At 61.4% G+C, this 17299-nt stretch carries 14 protein-coding genes; 9 read left to right on the top strand and 5 right to left on the bottom strand.

Going from position 1 to position 17299, the window contains the following annotated elements; all coding sequences use genetic code 11:
- Positions 1-9 precede the first annotated feature (9 nt).
- Together V6L81_RS10715 and V6L81_RS10710 are read left to right on the top strand one after the other, a co-directional pair.
- The gene (locus V6L81_RS10715; protein WP_095002151.1) at positions 10-693 is read left to right on the top strand and encodes an ABC transporter ATP-binding protein; all 684 of its coding nucleotides are present in this window, start codon (positions 10-12) and stop codon (positions 691-693) included.
- Positions 693-3197: an ABC transporter permease gene (locus tag V6L81_RS10710; RefSeq protein WP_338660673.1), complete on the top strand. Its 2505-nt coding sequence runs from the start codon at positions 693-695 to the stop codon at positions 3195-3197. The genes V6L81_RS10715 and V6L81_RS10710 overlap by 1 nt, the downstream gene beginning before the upstream one ends.
- Positions 3198-3900: 703 nt before the next feature.
- Here the strand turns inward: V6L81_RS10710 and greB are convergent.
- Both greB and V6L81_RS10700 read right to left on the bottom strand, forming a co-directional pair.
- Positions 3901-4377 (bottom strand): transcription elongation factor GreB, encoded by a 477-nt coding sequence (gene greB, locus V6L81_RS10705; protein ID WP_029611319.1) that lies wholly within the window; start codon positions 4375-4377, stop codon positions 3901-3903.
- A 107-nt stretch (positions 4378-4484) separates the two neighbouring features.
- Positions 4485-5258, bottom strand: a complete 774-nt coding sequence (locus V6L81_RS10700; protein WP_095002272.1) for an AraC family transcriptional regulator — start codon at positions 5256-5258, stop codon at positions 4485-4487.
- Positions 5259-5460: 202 nt separating this feature from the next.
- On the opposite strand from V6L81_RS10700, the gene V6L81_RS10695 reads away from it, so the two are divergent.
- The 5 genes from V6L81_RS10695 (at position 5461) to V6L81_RS10675 (ending at position 12019) form a co-directional block, all read left to right on the top strand.
- Entirely contained in the window at positions 5461-7104 is a 1644-nt protein-coding gene (locus tag V6L81_RS10695; protein WP_095002153.1) for an APC family permease, read from the top strand.
- Positions 7105-7161: 57 nt separating this feature from the next.
- A complete protein-coding gene (locus V6L81_RS10690; RefSeq protein ID WP_240881540.1) occupies positions 7162-8088 on the top strand; it encodes a 4-hydroxyproline epimerase in 927 nt (308 codons plus the stop codon).
- A gap of 49 nt (positions 8089-8137) precedes the next feature.
- Positions 8138-9085 carry a dihydrodipicolinate synthase family protein gene (locus tag V6L81_RS10685; protein ID WP_095002155.1) on the top strand — a complete coding sequence of 316 codons (948 nt, stop codon included), beginning with the start codon at positions 8138-8140 and terminating at the stop codon, positions 9083-9085.
- Between the two features lie 86 nt (positions 9086-9171).
- Positions 9172-10761: an aldehyde dehydrogenase (NADP(+)) gene (locus V6L81_RS10680; RefSeq protein WP_095026104.1), complete on the top strand. Its 1590-nt coding sequence runs from the start codon at positions 9172-9174 to the stop codon at positions 10759-10761.
- On the top strand, positions 10754-12019 hold the full coding sequence (locus tag V6L81_RS10675; RefSeq protein ID WP_338660672.1) for an FAD-dependent oxidoreductase: 1266 nt from the start codon (positions 10754-10756) through the stop codon (positions 12017-12019). Before V6L81_RS10680 ends, V6L81_RS10675 begins: the two co-directional genes overlap by 8 nt.
- 51 nt (positions 12020-12070) lie before the next feature.
- Here V6L81_RS10675 and V6L81_RS10670 read toward each other — a convergent pair whose 3' ends face one another.
- The 3 genes from V6L81_RS10670 to V6L81_RS10660 form a co-directional block, all read right to left on the bottom strand.
- Entirely contained in the window at positions 12071-12379 is a 309-nt protein-coding gene (locus tag V6L81_RS10670; protein WP_095019095.1) for a hypothetical protein, read from the bottom strand.
- A gap of 243 nt (positions 12380-12622) precedes the next feature.
- Positions 12623-13057, bottom strand: a complete 435-nt coding sequence (locus V6L81_RS10665) for a DoxX family protein (RefSeq protein ID WP_095002159.1) — start codon at positions 13055-13057, stop codon at positions 12623-12625.
- A gap of 103 nt (positions 13058-13160) precedes the next feature.
- On the bottom strand, positions 13161-14579 hold the full coding sequence (locus tag V6L81_RS10660) for a transglycosylase SLT domain-containing protein (RefSeq protein WP_095002160.1): 1419 nt from the start codon (positions 14577-14579) through the stop codon (positions 13161-13163).
- 236 nt (positions 14580-14815) lie between these two features.
- Between V6L81_RS10660 and V6L81_RS10655 the strand changes: the two genes are divergently transcribed.
- Positions 14816-15625, top strand: coding sequence for a TatD family hydrolase (locus tag V6L81_RS10655; RefSeq protein ID WP_016780110.1), 810 nt, complete (start codon positions 14816-14818; stop codon positions 15623-15625).
- 115 nt (positions 15626-15740) lie between these two features.
- Positions 15741-17222 carry a methyl-accepting chemotaxis protein gene (locus V6L81_RS10650; protein WP_095002161.1) on the top strand — a complete coding sequence of 494 codons (1482 nt, stop codon included), beginning with the start codon at positions 15741-15743 and terminating at the stop codon, positions 17220-17222.
- Positions 17223-17299 lie beyond the last annotated feature (77 nt).

Raw genomic sequence — 17299 nt, 5'->3', positions numbered from 1 at the left:
GGATTCTCCATGGGCGAAAGTATTCTCACCGCGCAGAACCTTAGCAAAGTGGTTCCCAGCGCGGAAGGCGAGTTAACCATCCTGCACTCCTTGAGCCTCGAACTGAGCAAGGGCGACAGCCTGGCGATTGTCGGCGCCTCAGGTTCAGGCAAATCGACGCTGCTGGGCCTGCTCGCCGGCCTCGACCTGCCCAGCCAGGGCGAAGTAATCCTGGCCGGGCGGGCCCTGAGCACCCTGGACGAAGACCAGCGCGCCCGGGTGCGGGCCGAACACGTGGGCTTTGTGTTCCAGTCATTCCAGCTGCTCGACAGCCTCAATGCCCTGGAAAACGTCATGCTGCCGCTGGAACTGGAGGGTCGCAAGGATGCCCGCGAGCATGCCCGCCACCTGCTGGAACGCGTCGGCCTGGGCCAGCGCCTGAGTCACTCGCCACGCCAGCTGTCCGGCGGCGAGCAGCAACGGGTCGCCATTGCCCGGGCATTTGCCGCCAATCCCGACGTGCTGTTTGCCGATGAACCTACCGGCAACCTGGACAGCCACACTGGCGAGCGCATCACCGACCTGCTCTTTGAACTGAACAAGGAAAACGGCACCACCCTGGTGCTGGTGACCCATGACGAACGCCTGGCCCATCGTTGCCGGCGCCTGATCCGTCTTGAAGCTGGCCATCTGGTCGGCCCTCTGGAGCCCTGATGGCACGTCTGCCGCTGTTGCGCATGCTGAGTCTGGCCGTACGCCAATTACTGCGCGATGCCCGCGCCGGCGAGCTGCGGGTGCTGTTCTTCGCCCTGCTGGTCGCCGTGGCGGCCAGCACGGCCATCGGCTACTTCGGTGCCCGTCTTAATGGCGCGATGTTGTTGCGTGCCACCGAGTTCCTCGGCGCCGACCTGGTGCTTGATGGCACGGCCCCGGCCCGTGAAGAACAAATCAAGGTCGGCAACGACCTGGGCCTCGAACACGCCCGCGTGGTCGAATTCGCCAGCGTGATTGCCACCGACAATGGCATTCAGCTCTCCAGCATCAAGGCGGCAGACGATGCCTACCCGTTGCGCGGCGAACTGAAAAGCGCCCCGCAGCCCTATGCCGAAGAACAGCCTGGGGGCGGTCCCAAATCCGGTGAGGCCTGGGCCGAAGCCCGACTGCTGACCGCGCTGGACCTGAAGGTCGGCGATGAAATCGATGTCGGTTCAAAAACCGTACGTATCACCCGCGTGCTGACTTACGAACCCGACCGGGCCGGCAACCTTTACAGCCTGACCCCACGAGTACTGATCAATCTTGACGACCTTGCCGCCACCGGCATCGTACAACCGGGCAGCCGTGTCACCTACCGCGAACTGTGGCGCGGTGAAGCACCGGCGCTGGAATCGTATCGCCAGGTGATCAAGCCTGGCCTGGACGCCAACCAGCGCCTCCTGGACGGCCGTGACGGCAACCAGCAGATCGGCGGTGCGCTGGGCAAGGCCGAGCGTTACCTGAACATGGCCAGCCTGGTGGCGGTGCTGCTGGCGGGCGTGGCCGTAGCGTTGTCTGCCACCCGCTTTGCCAATCGGCGTTTCGATGCCAGCGCCCTGCTGCGTTGCCTCGGCCTGTCACGGCGCGAAACACTCTGGTTGTTTACCCTGCAACTGAGTGTGCTCGGGCTGCTGGCCAGCCTCGCCGGCTCCTTTCTCGGCTGGCTCGCGCAACTTGGACTGTTCGCCCTGTTGCATGACCTGCTACCGGCTAACGTACCGCCCGGCGGCCTGATGCCGGCGATTGCCGGGATGGGTACCGGGCTGGTGGCGCTGGCTGGTTTCGCCTTGCCGCCGCTCGCGGCACTGGGCCGCGTACCTCCACTGCGGGTGTTGCGCCGCGATTTGCTGCCGATTCCGGCCAGCACCTGGACCGTCTACGGCGCGGCGCTGCTGGCACTGGGGCTGATCATGTGGCGCATGAGCCTGGACCTGGTGCTGACCTTCGCCCTGCTCGGGGGTGGCGTGATTGCCGCCGTGGTGCTTGGCGGAATCCTGCTGCTGGGCCTGCAAAGTCTGCGCCGCCTGCTGGCCCGTGCCTCACTGCCCTGGCGCCTGGGGCTGGGTCAGTTGCTGCGCCATCCGCTGGCCGCGGCGGGCCAGGCCCTGGCCTTTGGCCTGATCCTGCTGTCGATGGCCCTGATCGCCCTGCTGCGCGGCGAATTGCTCGACACCTGGCAAAACCAGTTGCCCAAAGATGCACCCAACTACTTTGCGCTGAATATCCTGCCGGCCGACAAGGAGGCTTTCGGCGCCCACCTGATGACCCTTCAGGCCCGCGCTGCGCCGCTGTACCCGGTCATTCCGGGGCGTCTGATCAGCATCAATGGCGAACCGGTGCAGGACATCGTCAGCAAGGACTCCAGTGGCGACAAGGCCATCCAGCGCGACCTGAGCCTGACCTGGGCCGCTGACCTGCCTGCCGAAAACCAGCTGACGGCAGGTAGCTGGTGGGGCCCGAAGCCCGAAGGCGATGTGCCGGGCGTTTCAGTGGAAGCCAAAGTCGCCGAAAGCCTCAAGCTGAAGCTGGGCGACCTGATGACCTTCACCATTGCCGGTGTCAATCGCGAAGCACGGGTCACCAGTTTGCGCAGCATCAACTGGGACAACTTCCAGCCCAACTTTTTCATGATTTTCCAGCCTGGCACCTTGCAGGACTTGCCGGCCACCTACCTCACCAGCTTTTACCTGGCACCGGGACACGACAAGGAAATCATCGAACTGTCGCGCACCTTCCCGGCCGTGACCATCTTGCCTATCGATGCATTGCTGGAGCAACTGCGCAGCATCCTGGCGCAAGTGACCATTGCTGTGGAATACGTGCTGCTGTTTGTGTTGGCGGCGGGCATGGCGGTGCTGTTTTCCGGCTTGCAATCCACCCTGGATGAACGCATTCGCCAGGGCGCCCTGCTGCGCGCGCTGGGGGCCGAGCGGCAACTGCTGGTGAAGGCCCGGCGCATCGAGTTCGGCTTGCTGGGCGCCACCAGCGGCCTGCTGGCGGCGCTGGGGGCCGAACTGGTCAGTCTGGTGCTTTACCGCTTTGCCTTTGACCTGCCGTGGCACCCACATCCGTGGTTGTTGCTGTTGCCGGTGCTGGGCGCGGTGATGGTGGGCGGTGCGGGCGTGTTTGGCACACGCAGGGCGCTGAATGCCAGCCCGTTGACGGTGTTGCGCGAGGGTTGATATGGCCAGACACTATAAATCCTGGCGTTGACGAGCGCAGCGAGGCTGCGATCGTCGTTTTGGGAATCAACTGTTACGCCGCGTACATATCCGGCATTTGCGTATAACTGAAGTATTGGTTTCGCCCTTACGGCGAGTCCATTTTGAAAGGACCCAAAAGGAACCAAAAGGTCCTCGCCCTACCATTCGGCCGATTCGCCAAGGTTCGCCGGCTCCTTCCGGCTCTGTTATGGGAGCGGGCTTGCCCGCGATGGCAGCACTTTGTTCCTCCAGATAGAACGAGGTGCCTGCATCGCGGGCAAGCCCGGCTCCCACAGGGAGATATGTCGGTCGAAAATCCTGCATTCAAACAGGCCGGCCGGTCGGCCGCCTCGACGGCTTTTGATCTTGATCTACCCGCCCCATCGGGAGGCCGAGAGGAGGTTCTGCGCAGTGGGCCTCCCGGCATGGATGCCGGGAGAGCCGCGATGGGCCATGGATGGCCCGTGGCGGCGGGCCCACGGAGCGGGACCGGAACGAGGGAACCTGAGCGCAGCGAAGGCCGTACGCCAGGGGCAAGCCTTTTTGGTTACTTTTTCGGCGTCTGGAAAAAGTGACTCGCCGTAAGGGCGAAACCAATATTCCAGTTATACGCAGATGCCGGATATGTACGCGGTACACCAGTTAAACCCTGCAGCGGCTAAATATCCGCCCAGGTTTTACCCTAGCTTTTCTCGTAATAAATCTCGTTGATCCACCACAGCACTTCCCCGCTCGGGGTCTGCACCACTGCCTCGTCGCCCACCTCTTTCTTCAACAGCGCACGGGCCATCGGTGAGTCGATGGAGATGTAGTCGTTGCGTCCGTAGATTTCGTCGTAACCCACAATGCGGAATTTCTTGACGTCCCCGGCCTCGTTTTCAATTTCGACCCAGGCACCAAAAAACACCCGGCCTTCCTGCTCCGGCGAGTAATCAACCACCCGTACATCCTCGAGGCGCTTGCGCAGGTAGCGCACCCGTCGGTCAATCTCGCGCAGCAACTTCTTGTTGTACTGGTAGTCAGCGTTTTCGCTGCGATCACCCAGTGATGCTGCCCAGGTCACCTTGCGTGTGGTATCCGGGCGCTTTTCCCGCCACAGGTAGTCAAGCTCCTGCTTCAGGGCTTCATGGCCTTGCCTGGTGATGATGTTGGTACTCACTCGCGGTCGTTCTCCAGCAGGTTGCATTGGCCAGGGCAGACTCTTAGCACCCCGGCGCGACGAAATACATAGAGGCGCTGATAAAAATCACAAGCGCGGCGACACTCTCACTGTGCCGTGGCCTGGCGATACTGGCGCGGGGTAAAGCCGGTCAATGCCTTGAATTGGCGGGTGAATGCGCTGTGGTCGGTGTATCCGCACTGCAGGGCCACCTGGGTAATCGGAATATCGGTCAGCAACAGCCGATGGGCGTGTTCCAGACGCACCTTCTGGATCATCTGCCGTGGCGTCAGGTGAAACACACGCTTGCAGTAGCGCTCCAGTTGCGCCACGGAGATTCCGGCAATACGGGTCAACTCACCCAGGGTAACGCGGCGGTTGAAATGCGTGCGAATGTGCTCATCCACTGCCGCCAGCCGCTGGTACGCCGGGTGGGTATCACTGGCTGATTGCAAGTCCACGGAGATCCCGGCCAGGCCGATGATCTCGCCCTGGAGATTGTACAGCGGGCGCTTGTGGGTCAGGCACCAGCCAGGCTCCCGGGTCCCGTACAGATGCAGTTCCAGCTGGTCCTCTAGCACCAGCCCCTGCTCCAGCACCTGGCGATCCTGCTCGGTATAGCCCGGCCCCAACTGCGCGGGGAATACCTCGGCGCTGGTTTTGCCGAGCAGGGGTTGCAACTGCTTGAGGCCGCAGCGCTGGACCAGGGTGCGGTTGGCCAGTACATAGCGCGCGGCATTGTCCTTGATGAAGATCGCGGCATTGGGGATGGCATCGAGCATCGGTAGCAACAGGGCTACCCCCGAGAGCAACTGCTCAAGACTCTCGGGGCGGCTCAACTCGCTGCCCTGGCTCAGGATTGCAAAAGCATTCTGCGTCATCAAACTCACTCTCCCACCACTGGCCAGGTATCGGCCGCCTGGGTGCATTGTGCTGATTTCGTCATCGGCTTCAATGGAAAAGATCAATCGCAAACTTTCCCCGACGTTCAATCTAGCGCCATTGCACACCCGCCAACCGTATTGGCGCAATGGCAAATGACATCACACCTGCCTAACCAATAACTCACAAAAAGGCGACGCTATGTCAGGTAAAGGCAAATTCAAGAAACAGCTCTCACTGATGGACCTGACCTTTATCGGTCTGGGTGCCATCTTCGGTTCCGGCTGGTTGTTTGCAGCCAGTCATGTGTCGGCGATCGCTGGCCCGGCTGGGATTTTTTCCTGGCTGCTGGGCGGTTTTTCCGTGCTGTTGCTAGGCATCGTTTACTGCGAGCTGGGCGCTGCCCTGCCGCGCGCCGGTGGCGTCATTCGTTACCCGGTTTACTCCCATGGCCCGTTGCTCGGTTACTTGATGGGCTTTATCACCCTGATCGCCTTCTCCAGCCTGGTGGCAATTGAAGTGGTCGCCGCCCGCCAATACGCCGCGGCATGGTTCCCCGAGCTGACCAAGGCCGGCTCCAGTGACCCTTCGATCCTGGGCTGGCTCCTGCAGTTCGGCCTGCTGTGCCTGTTTTTCATGCTCAACTACCGAAGCGTGAAGACCTTCGCCATGGCCAATAACCTGGTCAGCGTATTCAAATTTATCGTGCCGCTGCTGGTCATCGGCGTGCTGTTCACCTTCTTCAAACCGGAAAATCTCTACGCCCAGGGCTTCGCCCCGTTCGGCCTGTCGGGTGTGCAGATGGCCGTTTCTGCAGGCGGCATTATCTTCGCCTATCTGGGCCTGACACCGATCATTTCGGTGGCCAGTGAAGTGAAGAACCCGCAACGCACCATCCCGATTGCCCTGATCCTGTCGGTCCTGTTGTCGACCGTGATTTATGTGCTGCTGCAAGTGGCCTTCCTCGGCGGCGTACCCACTGAAATGCTGGCCAACGGCTGGGCCGGCGTGACCAAGGAACTGGCATTGCCCTATCGCGACATCGCCCTGGCTCTGGGTGTGGGCTGGCTGGCTTATCTGGTGGTGGCTGATGCGGTGATCTCGCCAAGCGGCTGCGGCAACATTTACATGAATGCCACACCGCGGGTGATTTATGGCTGGGCGCAAACCGGCACGTTTTTCAAGATTTTCACCCGCATCGATGAAAAGTCCGGCATCCCGCGCCCGGCGCTGTGGCTGACCTTTGGCCTGTCGGTGTTCTGGACCCTGCCTTTCCCGTCCTGGGAAGCCCTGATCAGCGTGGTATCTGCCGCCCTGGTACTGAGCTACGCAGTGGCACCGGTGTCCGTGGCCGCATTGCGCCGCAATGCCCCAGACATGCCGCGCCCGTTCCGGGTCAAGTGGATGGGAGTGATGGGGCCGCTGTCATTTATCGTCGCTGCGCTGATTGTTTACTGGTCAGGCTGGAACACCGTGTCCTGGCTGCTCGGCCTGCAAATCGTGATGTTCGTGGTGTACCTGCTGTGTTCGCGATTCGTACCGACCAACCACCTGAGCCTGGGCCAGCAAGTACGCTCATCTTTGTGGCTGATCGGCTTCTACGCCGTAACCATGGTGCTGTCCAAACTCGGCACTTTCGGCGGCCTGGGCGTACTTGCCCACCCGTTTGACACCCTGGTCGTCGCAGCTTGCGCGACGGGCATCTATTACTGGGGCGCGGCCACCGGCGTGCCGGCTCATCTGGTCCGGCTGGAAGACGACGAGGACAGCGAAGAAGCCCCGGAACTTGCCAGTAACACCCCGGCCAGCCACGCCACGGGGGCGTTTATCCAGACTTCATCCTGAGACACCGTTAACCACAGTAGTCCTCCGAGCCGTTGTTCTCTTCCAAGGGATACGTTCATGAAGCAAGTCCATATCATTGATTCACATACCGGCGGCGAACCTACCCGCGTGGTGATCAAAGGCTTCCCGCAACTGGCCGGGCGCAGCATTGCCGAGCAGCGCGACACCCTGCGCGACCAGCATGACCAATGGCGCCGGGCCTGCCTGCTGGAGCCCCGAGGCAACGATGTACTGGTCGGTGCACTGTACTGCGAGCCCGTGTCGGCGGATGCCACGTGCGGGGTGATCTTCTTCAACAATGCCGGTTATCTGGGCATGTGCGGCCACGGCACCATCGGCCTGATCGCCTCCCTGCATCACCTGGGCCAGATCGAGATCGGCGAGCACAAGATCGACACCCCGGTCGGCCCGGTCACCGCCACCCTGCATCCAGATGGCAAGGTCACCGTAGGCAATGTGCCCTCCTACCGCTACCGCCAGCAGGTCGCCGTTGAGGTGCCGGGGCATGGCCGTGTGCAGGGCGATATTGCCTGGGGCGGCAACTGGTTCTTCCTGGTCTCCGATCACGGCAAGACACTGCAACTGGACAATGTCGAAGCCCTGACCGAGTACACCTGGACCATGCTCAAGGCCCTTGAGGCACAGGGTATCCACGGCGAAGACGGTGCCCTGATCGACCATATCGAACTGTTTGCCGACGACGACAAGGCCGACAGCCGCAACTTTGTCATGTGCCCGGGCAAGGCCTATGACCGCTCGCCCTGTGGCACCGGCACCAGCGCCAAGCTGGCGTGCCTGGCCGCCGACGGCAAGCTGGCTCCAGGCCAGCCCTGGGTGCAGGCCAGCATCACCGCCAGCCAGTTTGTCGGCAGTTATCAATGGGACGGCGAGCGCATTCGCCCGTTCATTACCGGCCAAGCCTTTATGACTGCCGACAGCATGCTGCTGATTGACGAAAAAGATCCTTTCGCGTGGGGCATTTAAGCCCTTCGCCGTAAACACATCCGAATAAACGACTCGAGGAGTTAGAACAATGAGCGATAACATTTTCACCGGTTGCATGCCTGCCCTGATGACCCCTTGCACCGCCGAGCGCAAGCCGGACTTCGACGCGCTGGTGGCCAAGGGCCGCGAACTGATCGATATCGGCATGAGTGCCGTGGTGTACTGCGGCTCCATGGGTGACTGGCCTTTGCTGACCGAAGCCGAGCGCCAGGAAGGTGTGGCACGCCTGGTAGCTGCGGGCATCCCAACCATCGTCGGCACCGGCGCCGTAAACAGCCGCGAAGCGGTGTCCCATGCGGCACACGCTGCCAAAGTTGGCGCCCAGGGCCTGATGGTGATTCCACGCCTGCTGTCCCGTGCAGCCTCGCCTGCTGCGCAAAAAGCTCACTTCGCCGCCATCCTGCAAGCCGCTCCACAGCTACCGGCGGTTATCTACAACAGCCCGTACTACGGCTTCGCCACCCGCGCCGACCTGTTCTTCGAACTGCGTAGCCAATACCCGAACCTGATCGGCTTCAAAGAGTTCGGCGGTGCTGCCGACATGCGTTACGCCGCCGAACACATCACTTCCAAAGACGATGATGTGACCCTGATGGTCGGCGTCGACACCCAGGTTGTGCATGGCTTCGTCAACTGCAACGCCACCGGCGCCATTACCGGCATCGGCAACGCCCTGCCTCGCGAAGTGCTGCACCTGGTGGCACTGAGCAAGCAAGCGGCCAAGGGCGACCCTAAAGCCCGTCGCCTGGCCCGCGAGCTGGAAGCCGCCCTGGCGGTGCTCTCGTCGTTCGATGAAGGCACTGACCTGGTGCTCTACTACAAGCACCTGATGGTGCTCAATGGCGACACAGAATACAGCCTGCACTTCAACGACACCGATGCGCTGAGCGATGCCCAACGCCACTACGCCGAGAACCAGTACAGCCTGTTCCGCCAGTGGTACAAAACCTGGTCCGCCGAACAGAACGTCGCCTGACCCGCAGCGCAGCCCTGCATCCCTGAACAGCGGCGCACATCATGTGCGCCGCCTTGTTCCAGCCAACCCATTTTTAGGAACACGCCATGACTCTGACAGGCAACATGCTGATCGGTCAGCAAGCCATCACCGGTAACCGCGAAGCGATCCGGGCGATCAATCCCGCCACCGGCACTGTGCTCGAACCGGCCTACCTTGGCGGCGGCAGCGAACATGTCGAGCAGGCGTGCACCCTGGCCCAGGAGGCTTTTGACAGCTTTCGCGAGACCTCACTGGAAACTCGCGCCACTTTTCTGGAAACCATCGCCGCTGAAATCGAAGCCCTTGGCGATGAATTGATTGACCGCGCCGTCAGCGAATCAGGCCTGCCACGCCCGCGCATCGTCGGTGAACGCGCACGTACCTGCCAGCAACTGCGTACCTTTGCCCGTACCGTACGCGCTGGAGAATGGCTGGATGTGCGGGTCGACAACGCGCTGCCCGAGCGCCAACCACTGCCCCGTGCAGATTTGCGCCAACGCCAGGTGCCACTGGGCCCGGTGGCGGTATTCGGTGCCAGCAACTTCCCGCTGGCCTTCTCCGTGGCGGGTGGCGACACTGCCTCGGCACTGGCGGCCGGCTGCTCGGTGGTGGTCAAGGCCCACAGCGCCCACCCTGGCACCAGCGAACTGGTTGGCCATGCGATTGCCCGTGCGGTGAAAGAATCGAACCTGCCTGAAGGGGTCTTTTCCCTGTTGTTCGGTTCCGGCCGTGAAGTCGGTGTTGCCCTGGTCAGCGATCCACGCATCAAGGCAGTCGGCTTTACCGGCTCGCGCAGTGGCGGCATGGCTTTGTGCAAAGTGGCAGCAGCACGCCCCGAACCCATCCCGGTGTATGCGGAGATGAGCTCGATCAACCCGGTACTGCTGTTCCCCGCTGCGCTGCAGGCTCGCGGCGAATCACTGGCGCAGGGCTTTGTTGCATCTCTGACCCAGGGTGCAGGCCAGTTTTGCACCAACCCGGGTCTGGTTATCGGCCATCAAGGGCCGGCACTGGATAGATTTATCAGCACAGCTGCCCGGCTGGTCCAGCAAAGTCCAGCCCAGACGATGCTCACTCCCGGGATTTTCCAGGCCTATGAAGCCGGTATTGGCTCTTTGCAGGAACTGAACAGTGCTCAAGAGGCCGCTGCAGGCTTGAGGGGGGAGACACCCAACCAGTGCCAGGCCCATCTGTTTGTGACCCGGGCCGGGGACTTCCTCGCCGACCCTGCATTGCAGGCCGAAGTCTTTGGTGCTGCGGCGCTGGTGGTGCAATGCGCCGATGACGAGGAGATCCGCCAGGTGCTCGAGCACCTTGAAGGCCAATTGACCATCACCCTGCAACTGGATGAAGCCGACCTCGACAGTGCCAGGGCCATGCTTGCGACCCTGGAACGCAAGGCTGGTCGCTTGCTGGTCAATGGCTGGCCAACGGGGGTTGAGGTGTGCGACGCGATGGTACACGGCGGGCCTTTCCCGGCGACTTCGGACACCCGCACCACCTCGGTTGGCACTGCGGCCATCCAGCGCTTCCTGCGTCCTGTCTGCTATCAGGACTTCCCTGACAGCCTGTTGCCGACGGCACTCAAGCACGCCAACCCGCTGCACTTGCGCCGCCTGCTCGATGGCCACAGAGAAGTACTGGAAAATGCCTGATCACTTCGCTGGAAATACAGCTGACATTGCCGTAGTCGGCGCCGGAATCATCGGCGTCGCCTGTGCCCTGCAACTGGCGCGCCAGGGCCAGCGGGTGGTGGTCATCGACCCGCAGGAGCCGGGCCATGGCGCCTCATACGGCAATGCCGGGCACCTGGCCACCGAACAGGTGTTCCCGATTGCCGACCTGTCGATTCTCAAGCGCTTGCCGGCCATGCTGATGGACCCGATGGGCCCCCTGCGCCTGGACTGGAAATATATGCCCCGGGCCCTGCCGTGGTTCACGCGTCTGCTGCTGAACCTGCGCAAGGCGCCCTTTCAGCGCACTGTAGCCGGTATTCGGGCCCTTAACGAAAGCAGCCTGGGTGCCTGGCACAGGCTGCTGGAGGGCATTGACTGCCCGGGCCTGATGCGCGAAGACGGTTCGTTGCTGGTGTACGAACGTTCCGAGTCCCTGCAGCCACTTCTGGCACTGCAGGCACGCATGCGCCAGCAGCAGGTACCGGTCGAGTTCTGGGAGGCCGGGGCCATACACAAGACAGCGCCGCAACTGAGCGAGCAGATTCAGGGCGGGTTGTTTTTTCCGGCCACGGGGCACTTTATCGACCCCTATCGCGTGGTTTGCGAACTGGTAGAGGCTGCCAGAAAGTGCGGTGTGCAGTTTCTCAAGCAACAGGTCACAGGCGGGCAACTGAGTGAGGCCGGAGTTTCTCTGATGACAGCCCAGGGCCAGGTGTCCGCCCGCCGGGTCGTGATCGCCTGCGGCGCCCACTCGGCCAAACTCACCGCAACCCTGACCGGCAAGCACGTTCCGCTGGATACCGAACGCGGTTACCACTTGATGCTGCCCCACGAGCATGACCGGCTGCCGTTTGCCGTCACCTCACTGGAACGCAAATTCATCATGACCCCGATGAGCGATGGCTTGAGGCTGGCGGGTACAGTTGAATTTGCCGGCCTGGAAGCGCCGCCGAGCATGGAGCGCGCCTGGCAGCTGCATCGCCTGAGCAAAGGGTTGTTGCGCCATGACCTTAGCGCTGAAGACGCGACGCCATGGATGGGCTTTCGCCCGTCGTTGCCGGACTCACTGCCGATCATCGACCGGGTGTGCGACGGCAAGGTACTGCTTGCCTTCGGCCATCAGCATTTGGGCCTGACCCAGGCAGCGGTAACGGCTGAACTGATCGCGCAGTTGGCGGGGGCAACCAGTGCCCACGCGCTGCCTGAGTTGCACCCTTACCGGCTGGAGCGTTTCTGATCCCATCCGTAGCAGCTGCCGTAGGAACGAGGCTGCTACGGGGTTGGAGCCTCAGCGCAGGGTTATCAACCCCTGCCGACAAACACGGGTGAGGTTGTGAATCACCCGCTCGGCATTTTCAGCATCGGGGGACTGGATCACCGCCAGGTCAAAACTGTCAGCGGCAAATCGCGCCAGTTGATCGCCCTCTTCCACAAACTGGATCAGAAACGCCGTAGGCCGCCCTTTGCGGCGTGGCCAGCCATCGAGATAGCGCAGCAACGTAGGCTGATGCTTACCGCCCAGGAGGATTTTTGGGTTGCGCAAGGTTGGGCTGGCCGAGATCGGCGCAAGACGTACAAGGGGACGTGGGTGACTCATGTATCGGTTCTCCGCCTCAAGATTCTGCGTGGCAGGTGAGAGGCAACACCGAACCAGCGCTTTAGCGGTATTTCAAGGCCTGTTTCAAGCCTCTTAGACGGTCTGTGACCCTCTGGCGCCCCGCAAGTAGCTGTTTAAATCGGCGCAAGAAAACATCCTAGATAAACCTGCTTACTACTGTCAACAATCATCTGGAACGAAAAAGGCCCGCTCTGGGCGGGCCTTTTCACTGGCATCGGGTTTTCAGTCAGCTAGTGCACGATCGATCGACAACTTGCCTGCACCTTCGATCAGCACTGCCACGGTACCACCCAGCAAGGCCAGGGCGAATTCATAGCCGTTGTTGGCCATAAACAGGCCATTGCTGATATGCACCGAGAAGATCGCCACCAGCAACGTAAACGACAGGCCCAGGGCTGCAGGGCGCGCCAGCAAGCCGATAATCAGCGCCAGACCGCCCAGAAACTCGGTACCGCCCGCCAGCACTGCCATCAACATGCCCGGCGCCAGGCCAATGCTCTCCATCCATTGCGCCGTGCCCGCCAGGCCCCCGCCGCCAAACCAGCCGAACAGTTTTTGCGAACCGTGGGCGGCAAAGATAATACCGACGAAAATACGCAAGACCGTCAAACCATAACCTGCGCGGCTGCCCAGTACGGTATGGATCAATTTGCTCATGATGGAATCCTTTAGGTCATCAGTTGGGGAATGCTCGCCATACTAATCAGTTTTTATAATGTTAAAAGTCGAATACACCTGACAAAACAATCAAATTATTCGATTATTTGCGTGTGACCAGTTCAGCTTTTGCCGGTTCCAGGGAATCCCGCTCCCGGTCAAAGGCCAAATAGTATTTATTCACGCTATTAACATAGCTGACAGCCCCCATTCCCACCTGCTCCATGGCAATACGTTCCACCTGAAAGAACCATTGATTGGGGTTCAGGCCGCGTCGCCTGGCTTCAGCCCGCATGCCCTGCACCCGCTCCGGCCCCATGTTGTAAGCCGCCAGCACAAACGCCATGCGCTCACGCTCGTTGAGCTTGGGGCTGGCAAAGAACTTGCGGCGGATCAGCGACAGATACCGGGCACCGGCCTGCACATTGCTATCGACATTTTGAATATTGTTGACCCCCACCCGCCGGGCGGCCGAGGGGGTAATCTGGAGTAGCCCTGTCGCCCCGCCGCTGCCTTTGGCTTCAGGGTTGAGGGTAGACTCCTTGAATGCCAGCGCTGCCAGGTTCAACCAGTCCATGCCCTGTTGCCGGGCATGTTTTTGCAACACCGGGCGCAGTTTTTCAAGCTGCTGGCGATCGGCCCGGGCCAACGGGTAATGCACCCGGTACAAACGTCGGTATACCCGCTCAAAGGCCACATCCTGATCGGCCGGGGCCTTGTAGCCATCGAGAAACCGGTCGATGCTGGCCCGCAACATCGACGCATCACGGCGTACATACCAGTGCATGGCCTCGGGCTCGCTGACCAGCACCTTGCGGTCAAAACGCAGCTTGGGCATCAGCGTGGCCCAGCGCTCGGCAATCGGGCGCTCCACGATGGTCAAATGAAAAATCCCGGCCTGCACCATCTCCAGCACATCCTCCACCGCCAGGGTCGGATCTACCCACTCAATCTTCACCGGGGGCAGTTTGCGCAGGGCCAGTTTTTGATTGATCAAATTGACCGAGGCTCCCGCCGCACTGCCGGTGGTCAACGCCACGGTGCGGCCCGACAGTTGCTCTAGGCGGGTAAAGCGCCGCTCGCCCTTGACCCCCACCAATAGCAAGGGCACATCGTCGACGATCGGATCACTGGCGCTGATGGCGCGGCTGGGCTTGAAATCGATCAACTCACCCGGGGCAACTACATCGCCTTCACCCCGGGACAATGCGCCCAGCAGTTGATCCTTGGCTTTAGGGATGATCTTGAGGGTTATTTCCTGGCCATCGCGGGCATGGCTGTTGAGGTAGCGTTCAAACGCACGCAGACGATGGTATTCAACGCCAATCGCCTGCCCCTGCACCTCGCCCGAGCTGTTGCGGCTTTGATTGACCAGCACCCGCAACACCTGACTGCTGCGGATTTGCGCCAGATCGCGGACCTGACTTGGCTGCCCGACCTGTAAAGGTCCGGTCAGGCGCGCCAGTGCCGGTAGCGGCAACAGCAGCAGGCACAGCGCAATCAATAGCGTCGGTCTTGTCATCCGTTCTCCGGAAAGAATACAGCCCAGCACCCGGTCGGTTTCCCGACAACCGGTTGCCTCAAGTGAGGCTTTCAAGCGCTGGAATCAGCGCGCAAAACAGTCAATGCGTCCTTTAAACAACCGGGCATTGCGTTGTTGCGGCATTCAAAGACAACCATAACTGTCTGTAGTTCTTGGTTTTTCTTGTAAATCTACAGCTCTGATATGCTGCGAGGCCTGTGGCCTGAGGTAAAACCATGCAACTCATTGATATCGGCGTCAACCTGACCAACCCAAGCTTTGACGGCAAACACCAGGCCGTGCTGGACCGTGCCTACGCGGCCGGGGTGTGCCAATTGGTGTTGACCGGCACCAGCGTCGAAGGCAGCGAACAGGCCTTGCAACTGTGCCGCGAGCTGGACGAAAGCGGCCAGCGGCTGTTCTCTACGGCCGGCATTCACCCGCACTCGGCCAGTGACTGGAACGGCGACAGCGCCCGCCAGTTGCTTGCCCTGCTCAAGGAACCGGGCGTGTGTGCGGTGGGTGAATGCGGGCTGGACTTCAACCGCGACTTTTCGCCCCGCGCCCAGCAGGAGAAAGTGCTGGAAGAACATCTGGCGCTGGCTGTTGACCTGCAACTGCCGGTTTTTCTGCATGAGCGTGATGCCAACCAGCGTTTGCTGGAAATCCTGCGCGACTTTCGCGACCGCTTGCCGGCTGCTGTGGTGCATTGCTTTACCGGGGAGAAAAAGGCGCTGTTCAGCTACCTCGACCTTGACCTCCATATCGGCATTACCGGCTGGATCTGCGACGAACGCCGCGGTACCCACCTGCACCCGCTGGTACGCGATATCCCGCGCGGTCGCCTGATGCTCGAAAGTGATGCGCCGTACCTGTTGCCGCGGACCCTGCGGCCCAAACCGAAAAATGGTCGCAACGAACCGGCCTACCTGACCGATGTGCTGCGCGAAGTGGCCGTGCACCGTGGCGAAAGCGAGCAGGACCTGGCCGAACACACCACCGCGTGTGCACGGGCGTTTTACGGGTTGCCGGTACTGACAGACTGACGCCCGCTCCCACGCAGTGCCTCTTTTGACCCACATCAACAAGATTGTCACTGAATAGCGGCACAATGATGGCACCTTGCCAATATTGTTTGCGCCAATTCAGAGAAGACCTCCCATGGGCACCTGGCTTAGCAACATCTCGCTCAAATACAAATTCTGGGCTGTCAACGCGGTGGCTTTTGTCACCACACTGCTGCTGGTGCTCTACGCCGTGCAGCTGGAACAGCAATCGCGCAGCAACGCCGCCCAGGCCAACGCCCGGGCCCAGGCGCAATTGCTCAGTGCCTGGCCTGCCGGGCAGCCCTTGCCCGAGGCCAGCCAATTGCTGCCCCTGGCGCCCGACCAGATCGCCAGCGTCAACGATCAAGCCCTGCCGCAACTGGGCAACGCCAACGGCTGGGTCTCAATCAATCCCATGCCGTTGTTCGGCCACAATCTGCTGCTGGGCGCCGAGGTACTGACCCGCGACGACGGACAAAAAATCGCCGTGCTGGCCCATACACCTAGCCTGGCCCAGGTGTTTGTCGAGCGGCTGCCCAACTATGCCGCCGCCGTGCTGATCCTGATGCTGGCCATGCTCTGCGCTTCGCAGTTGCTGATCCGCTTCCTGCTGAGCCAGCTCAACACCCTCAAGGACGTGATGCTGCATGTGGAGAAAACCGGTGACCTGTCCGCCCGGGTGCCCCTGGCGTGTACCGATGAGGTCGGGCAGATGGCCAGCGCCTTCAATGCCATGCAGGCCGGTTACCAGCGGGTGGTGAACACCGTGGCCCAAACCGCCGCGCAACTGGATGCCGGGGCCGCGCGCCTGGCCAGCAGCATGGACGAGGTGCGCCACGGCATGCTCGGCCAGCAAAGCGAGACCGACCAGGCCGCCACCGCAATCAATGAAATGTCGGCCACGGTCTACCATATTGCGCAACACGCTGGGGCTACCCGCGACCTGTCGCAAACCGCAGACAACCTGGCGGGGAGTGGCCAGCAGGTGGTCAGCCGCGTGCAACAGTCAATCGCCAGCCTGTCCACCGGGGTGCAAACCACTGCAGAAATGATCCAGCAACTGGCCCAGGACAGCCAGAAGATCAACGGCGTGGTCAGTGTGATTCACAGCATCGCCGAACAGACCAACCTGCTGGCGTTGAACGCGGCCATCGAAGCGGCTCGCGCAGGTGAAATGGGTCGTGGCTTTGCCGTGGTCGCCGATGAAGTGAGGCACCTGGCCAAACGCGTGCAGACATCCACGGACGAAATCACCGCCATGGTTTCGGCCTTGCAGGCGGGCACCCGCGACGCCGTGGACTTTATGCAGGAAAGCTCGTTCAAGGCCGACGACTGCGTGCAGCAGGCCCAGGAAGCGGGCGCGGCATTGGCCGAGATCACTCACGCCGTGGCGCAAATGCGCGAAAGCAACACCCAGATTGCCGTGGCCGCCGAGCAGCAAAGCCAGGTCGCGGAAGAGATGAACCGGGCAGTGGTGAGCATCCGCGATGTCACCGAAAACACCGTGCAACAGACCGTCGACTCGGCCACTACCAGCAATGAACTGGCAACCCTGGCAGGCGAGTTGAATCGGGCGATTGGTCAACTAAAGCTATAAGGCCAATAGCCATTGTTGATTCGCCGCAGGGTGACCATAAATCTATGATTTGTTTATCCGGTTCAGCCCAGGCTGAA

The sequence above is a fragment of the Pseudomonas bubulae genome (assembly GCF_037023725.1).
Taxonomy (GTDB): Bacteria; Pseudomonadota; Gammaproteobacteria; order Pseudomonadales; family Pseudomonadaceae; genus Aquipseudomonas; species Aquipseudomonas bubulae.
Note: the sequence above shows the minus strand (reverse complement) of the source record. Positions and strands in the feature narration are given on the sequence as shown.

Excerpts from the sequence above, each read along its gene's own strand:
- V6L81_RS10710 (WP_338660673.1), top strand. The coding sequence starts at position 693 with ATGGCACGTCTGCCGCTGTTGCGCATGCTGAGTCTGGCCGTACGCCAA.
- V6L81_RS10665 (WP_095002159.1), bottom strand. The coding sequence starts at position 13,057 with ATGAGCAAATTGATCCATACCGTACTGGGCAGCCGCGCAGGTTATGGT.
- V6L81_RS10670 (WP_095019095.1), bottom strand. The coding sequence starts at position 12,379 with ATGAGTCACCCACGTCCCCTTGTACGTCTTGCGCCGATCTCGGCCAGC.
- V6L81_RS10715 (WP_095002151.1), top strand. The coding sequence starts at position 10 with ATGGGCGAAAGTATTCTCACCGCGCAGAACCTTAGCAAAGTGGTTCCC.
- V6L81_RS10700 (WP_095002272.1), bottom strand. The coding sequence starts at position 5,258 with ATGACGCAGAATGCTTTTGCAATCCTGAGCCAGGGCAGCGAGTTGAGC.
- V6L81_RS10675 (WP_338660672.1), top strand. The coding sequence starts at position 10,754 with ATGCCTGATCACTTCGCTGGAAATACAGCTGACATTGCCGTAGTCGGC.
- V6L81_RS10690 (WP_240881540.1), top strand. The coding sequence starts at position 7,162 with ATGAAGCAAGTCCATATCATTGATTCACATACCGGCGGCGAACCTACC.
- V6L81_RS10680 (WP_095026104.1), top strand. The coding sequence starts at position 9,172 with ATGACTCTGACAGGCAACATGCTGATCGGTCAGCAAGCCATCACCGGT.
- V6L81_RS10655 (WP_016780110.1), top strand. The coding sequence starts at position 14,816 with ATGCAACTCATTGATATCGGCGTCAACCTGACCAACCCAAGCTTTGAC.
- V6L81_RS10685 (WP_095002155.1), top strand. The coding sequence starts at position 8,138 with ATGAGCGATAACATTTTCACCGGTTGCATGCCTGCCCTGATGACCCCT.
- V6L81_RS10650 (WP_095002161.1), top strand. The coding sequence starts at position 15,741 with ATGGGCACCTGGCTTAGCAACATCTCGCTCAAATACAAATTCTGGGCT.
- V6L81_RS10660 (WP_095002160.1), bottom strand. The coding sequence starts at position 14,579 with ATGACAAGACCGACGCTATTGATTGCGCTGTGCCTGCTGCTGTTGCCG.
- V6L81_RS10695 (WP_095002153.1), top strand. The coding sequence starts at position 5,461 with ATGTCAGGTAAAGGCAAATTCAAGAAACAGCTCTCACTGATGGACCTG.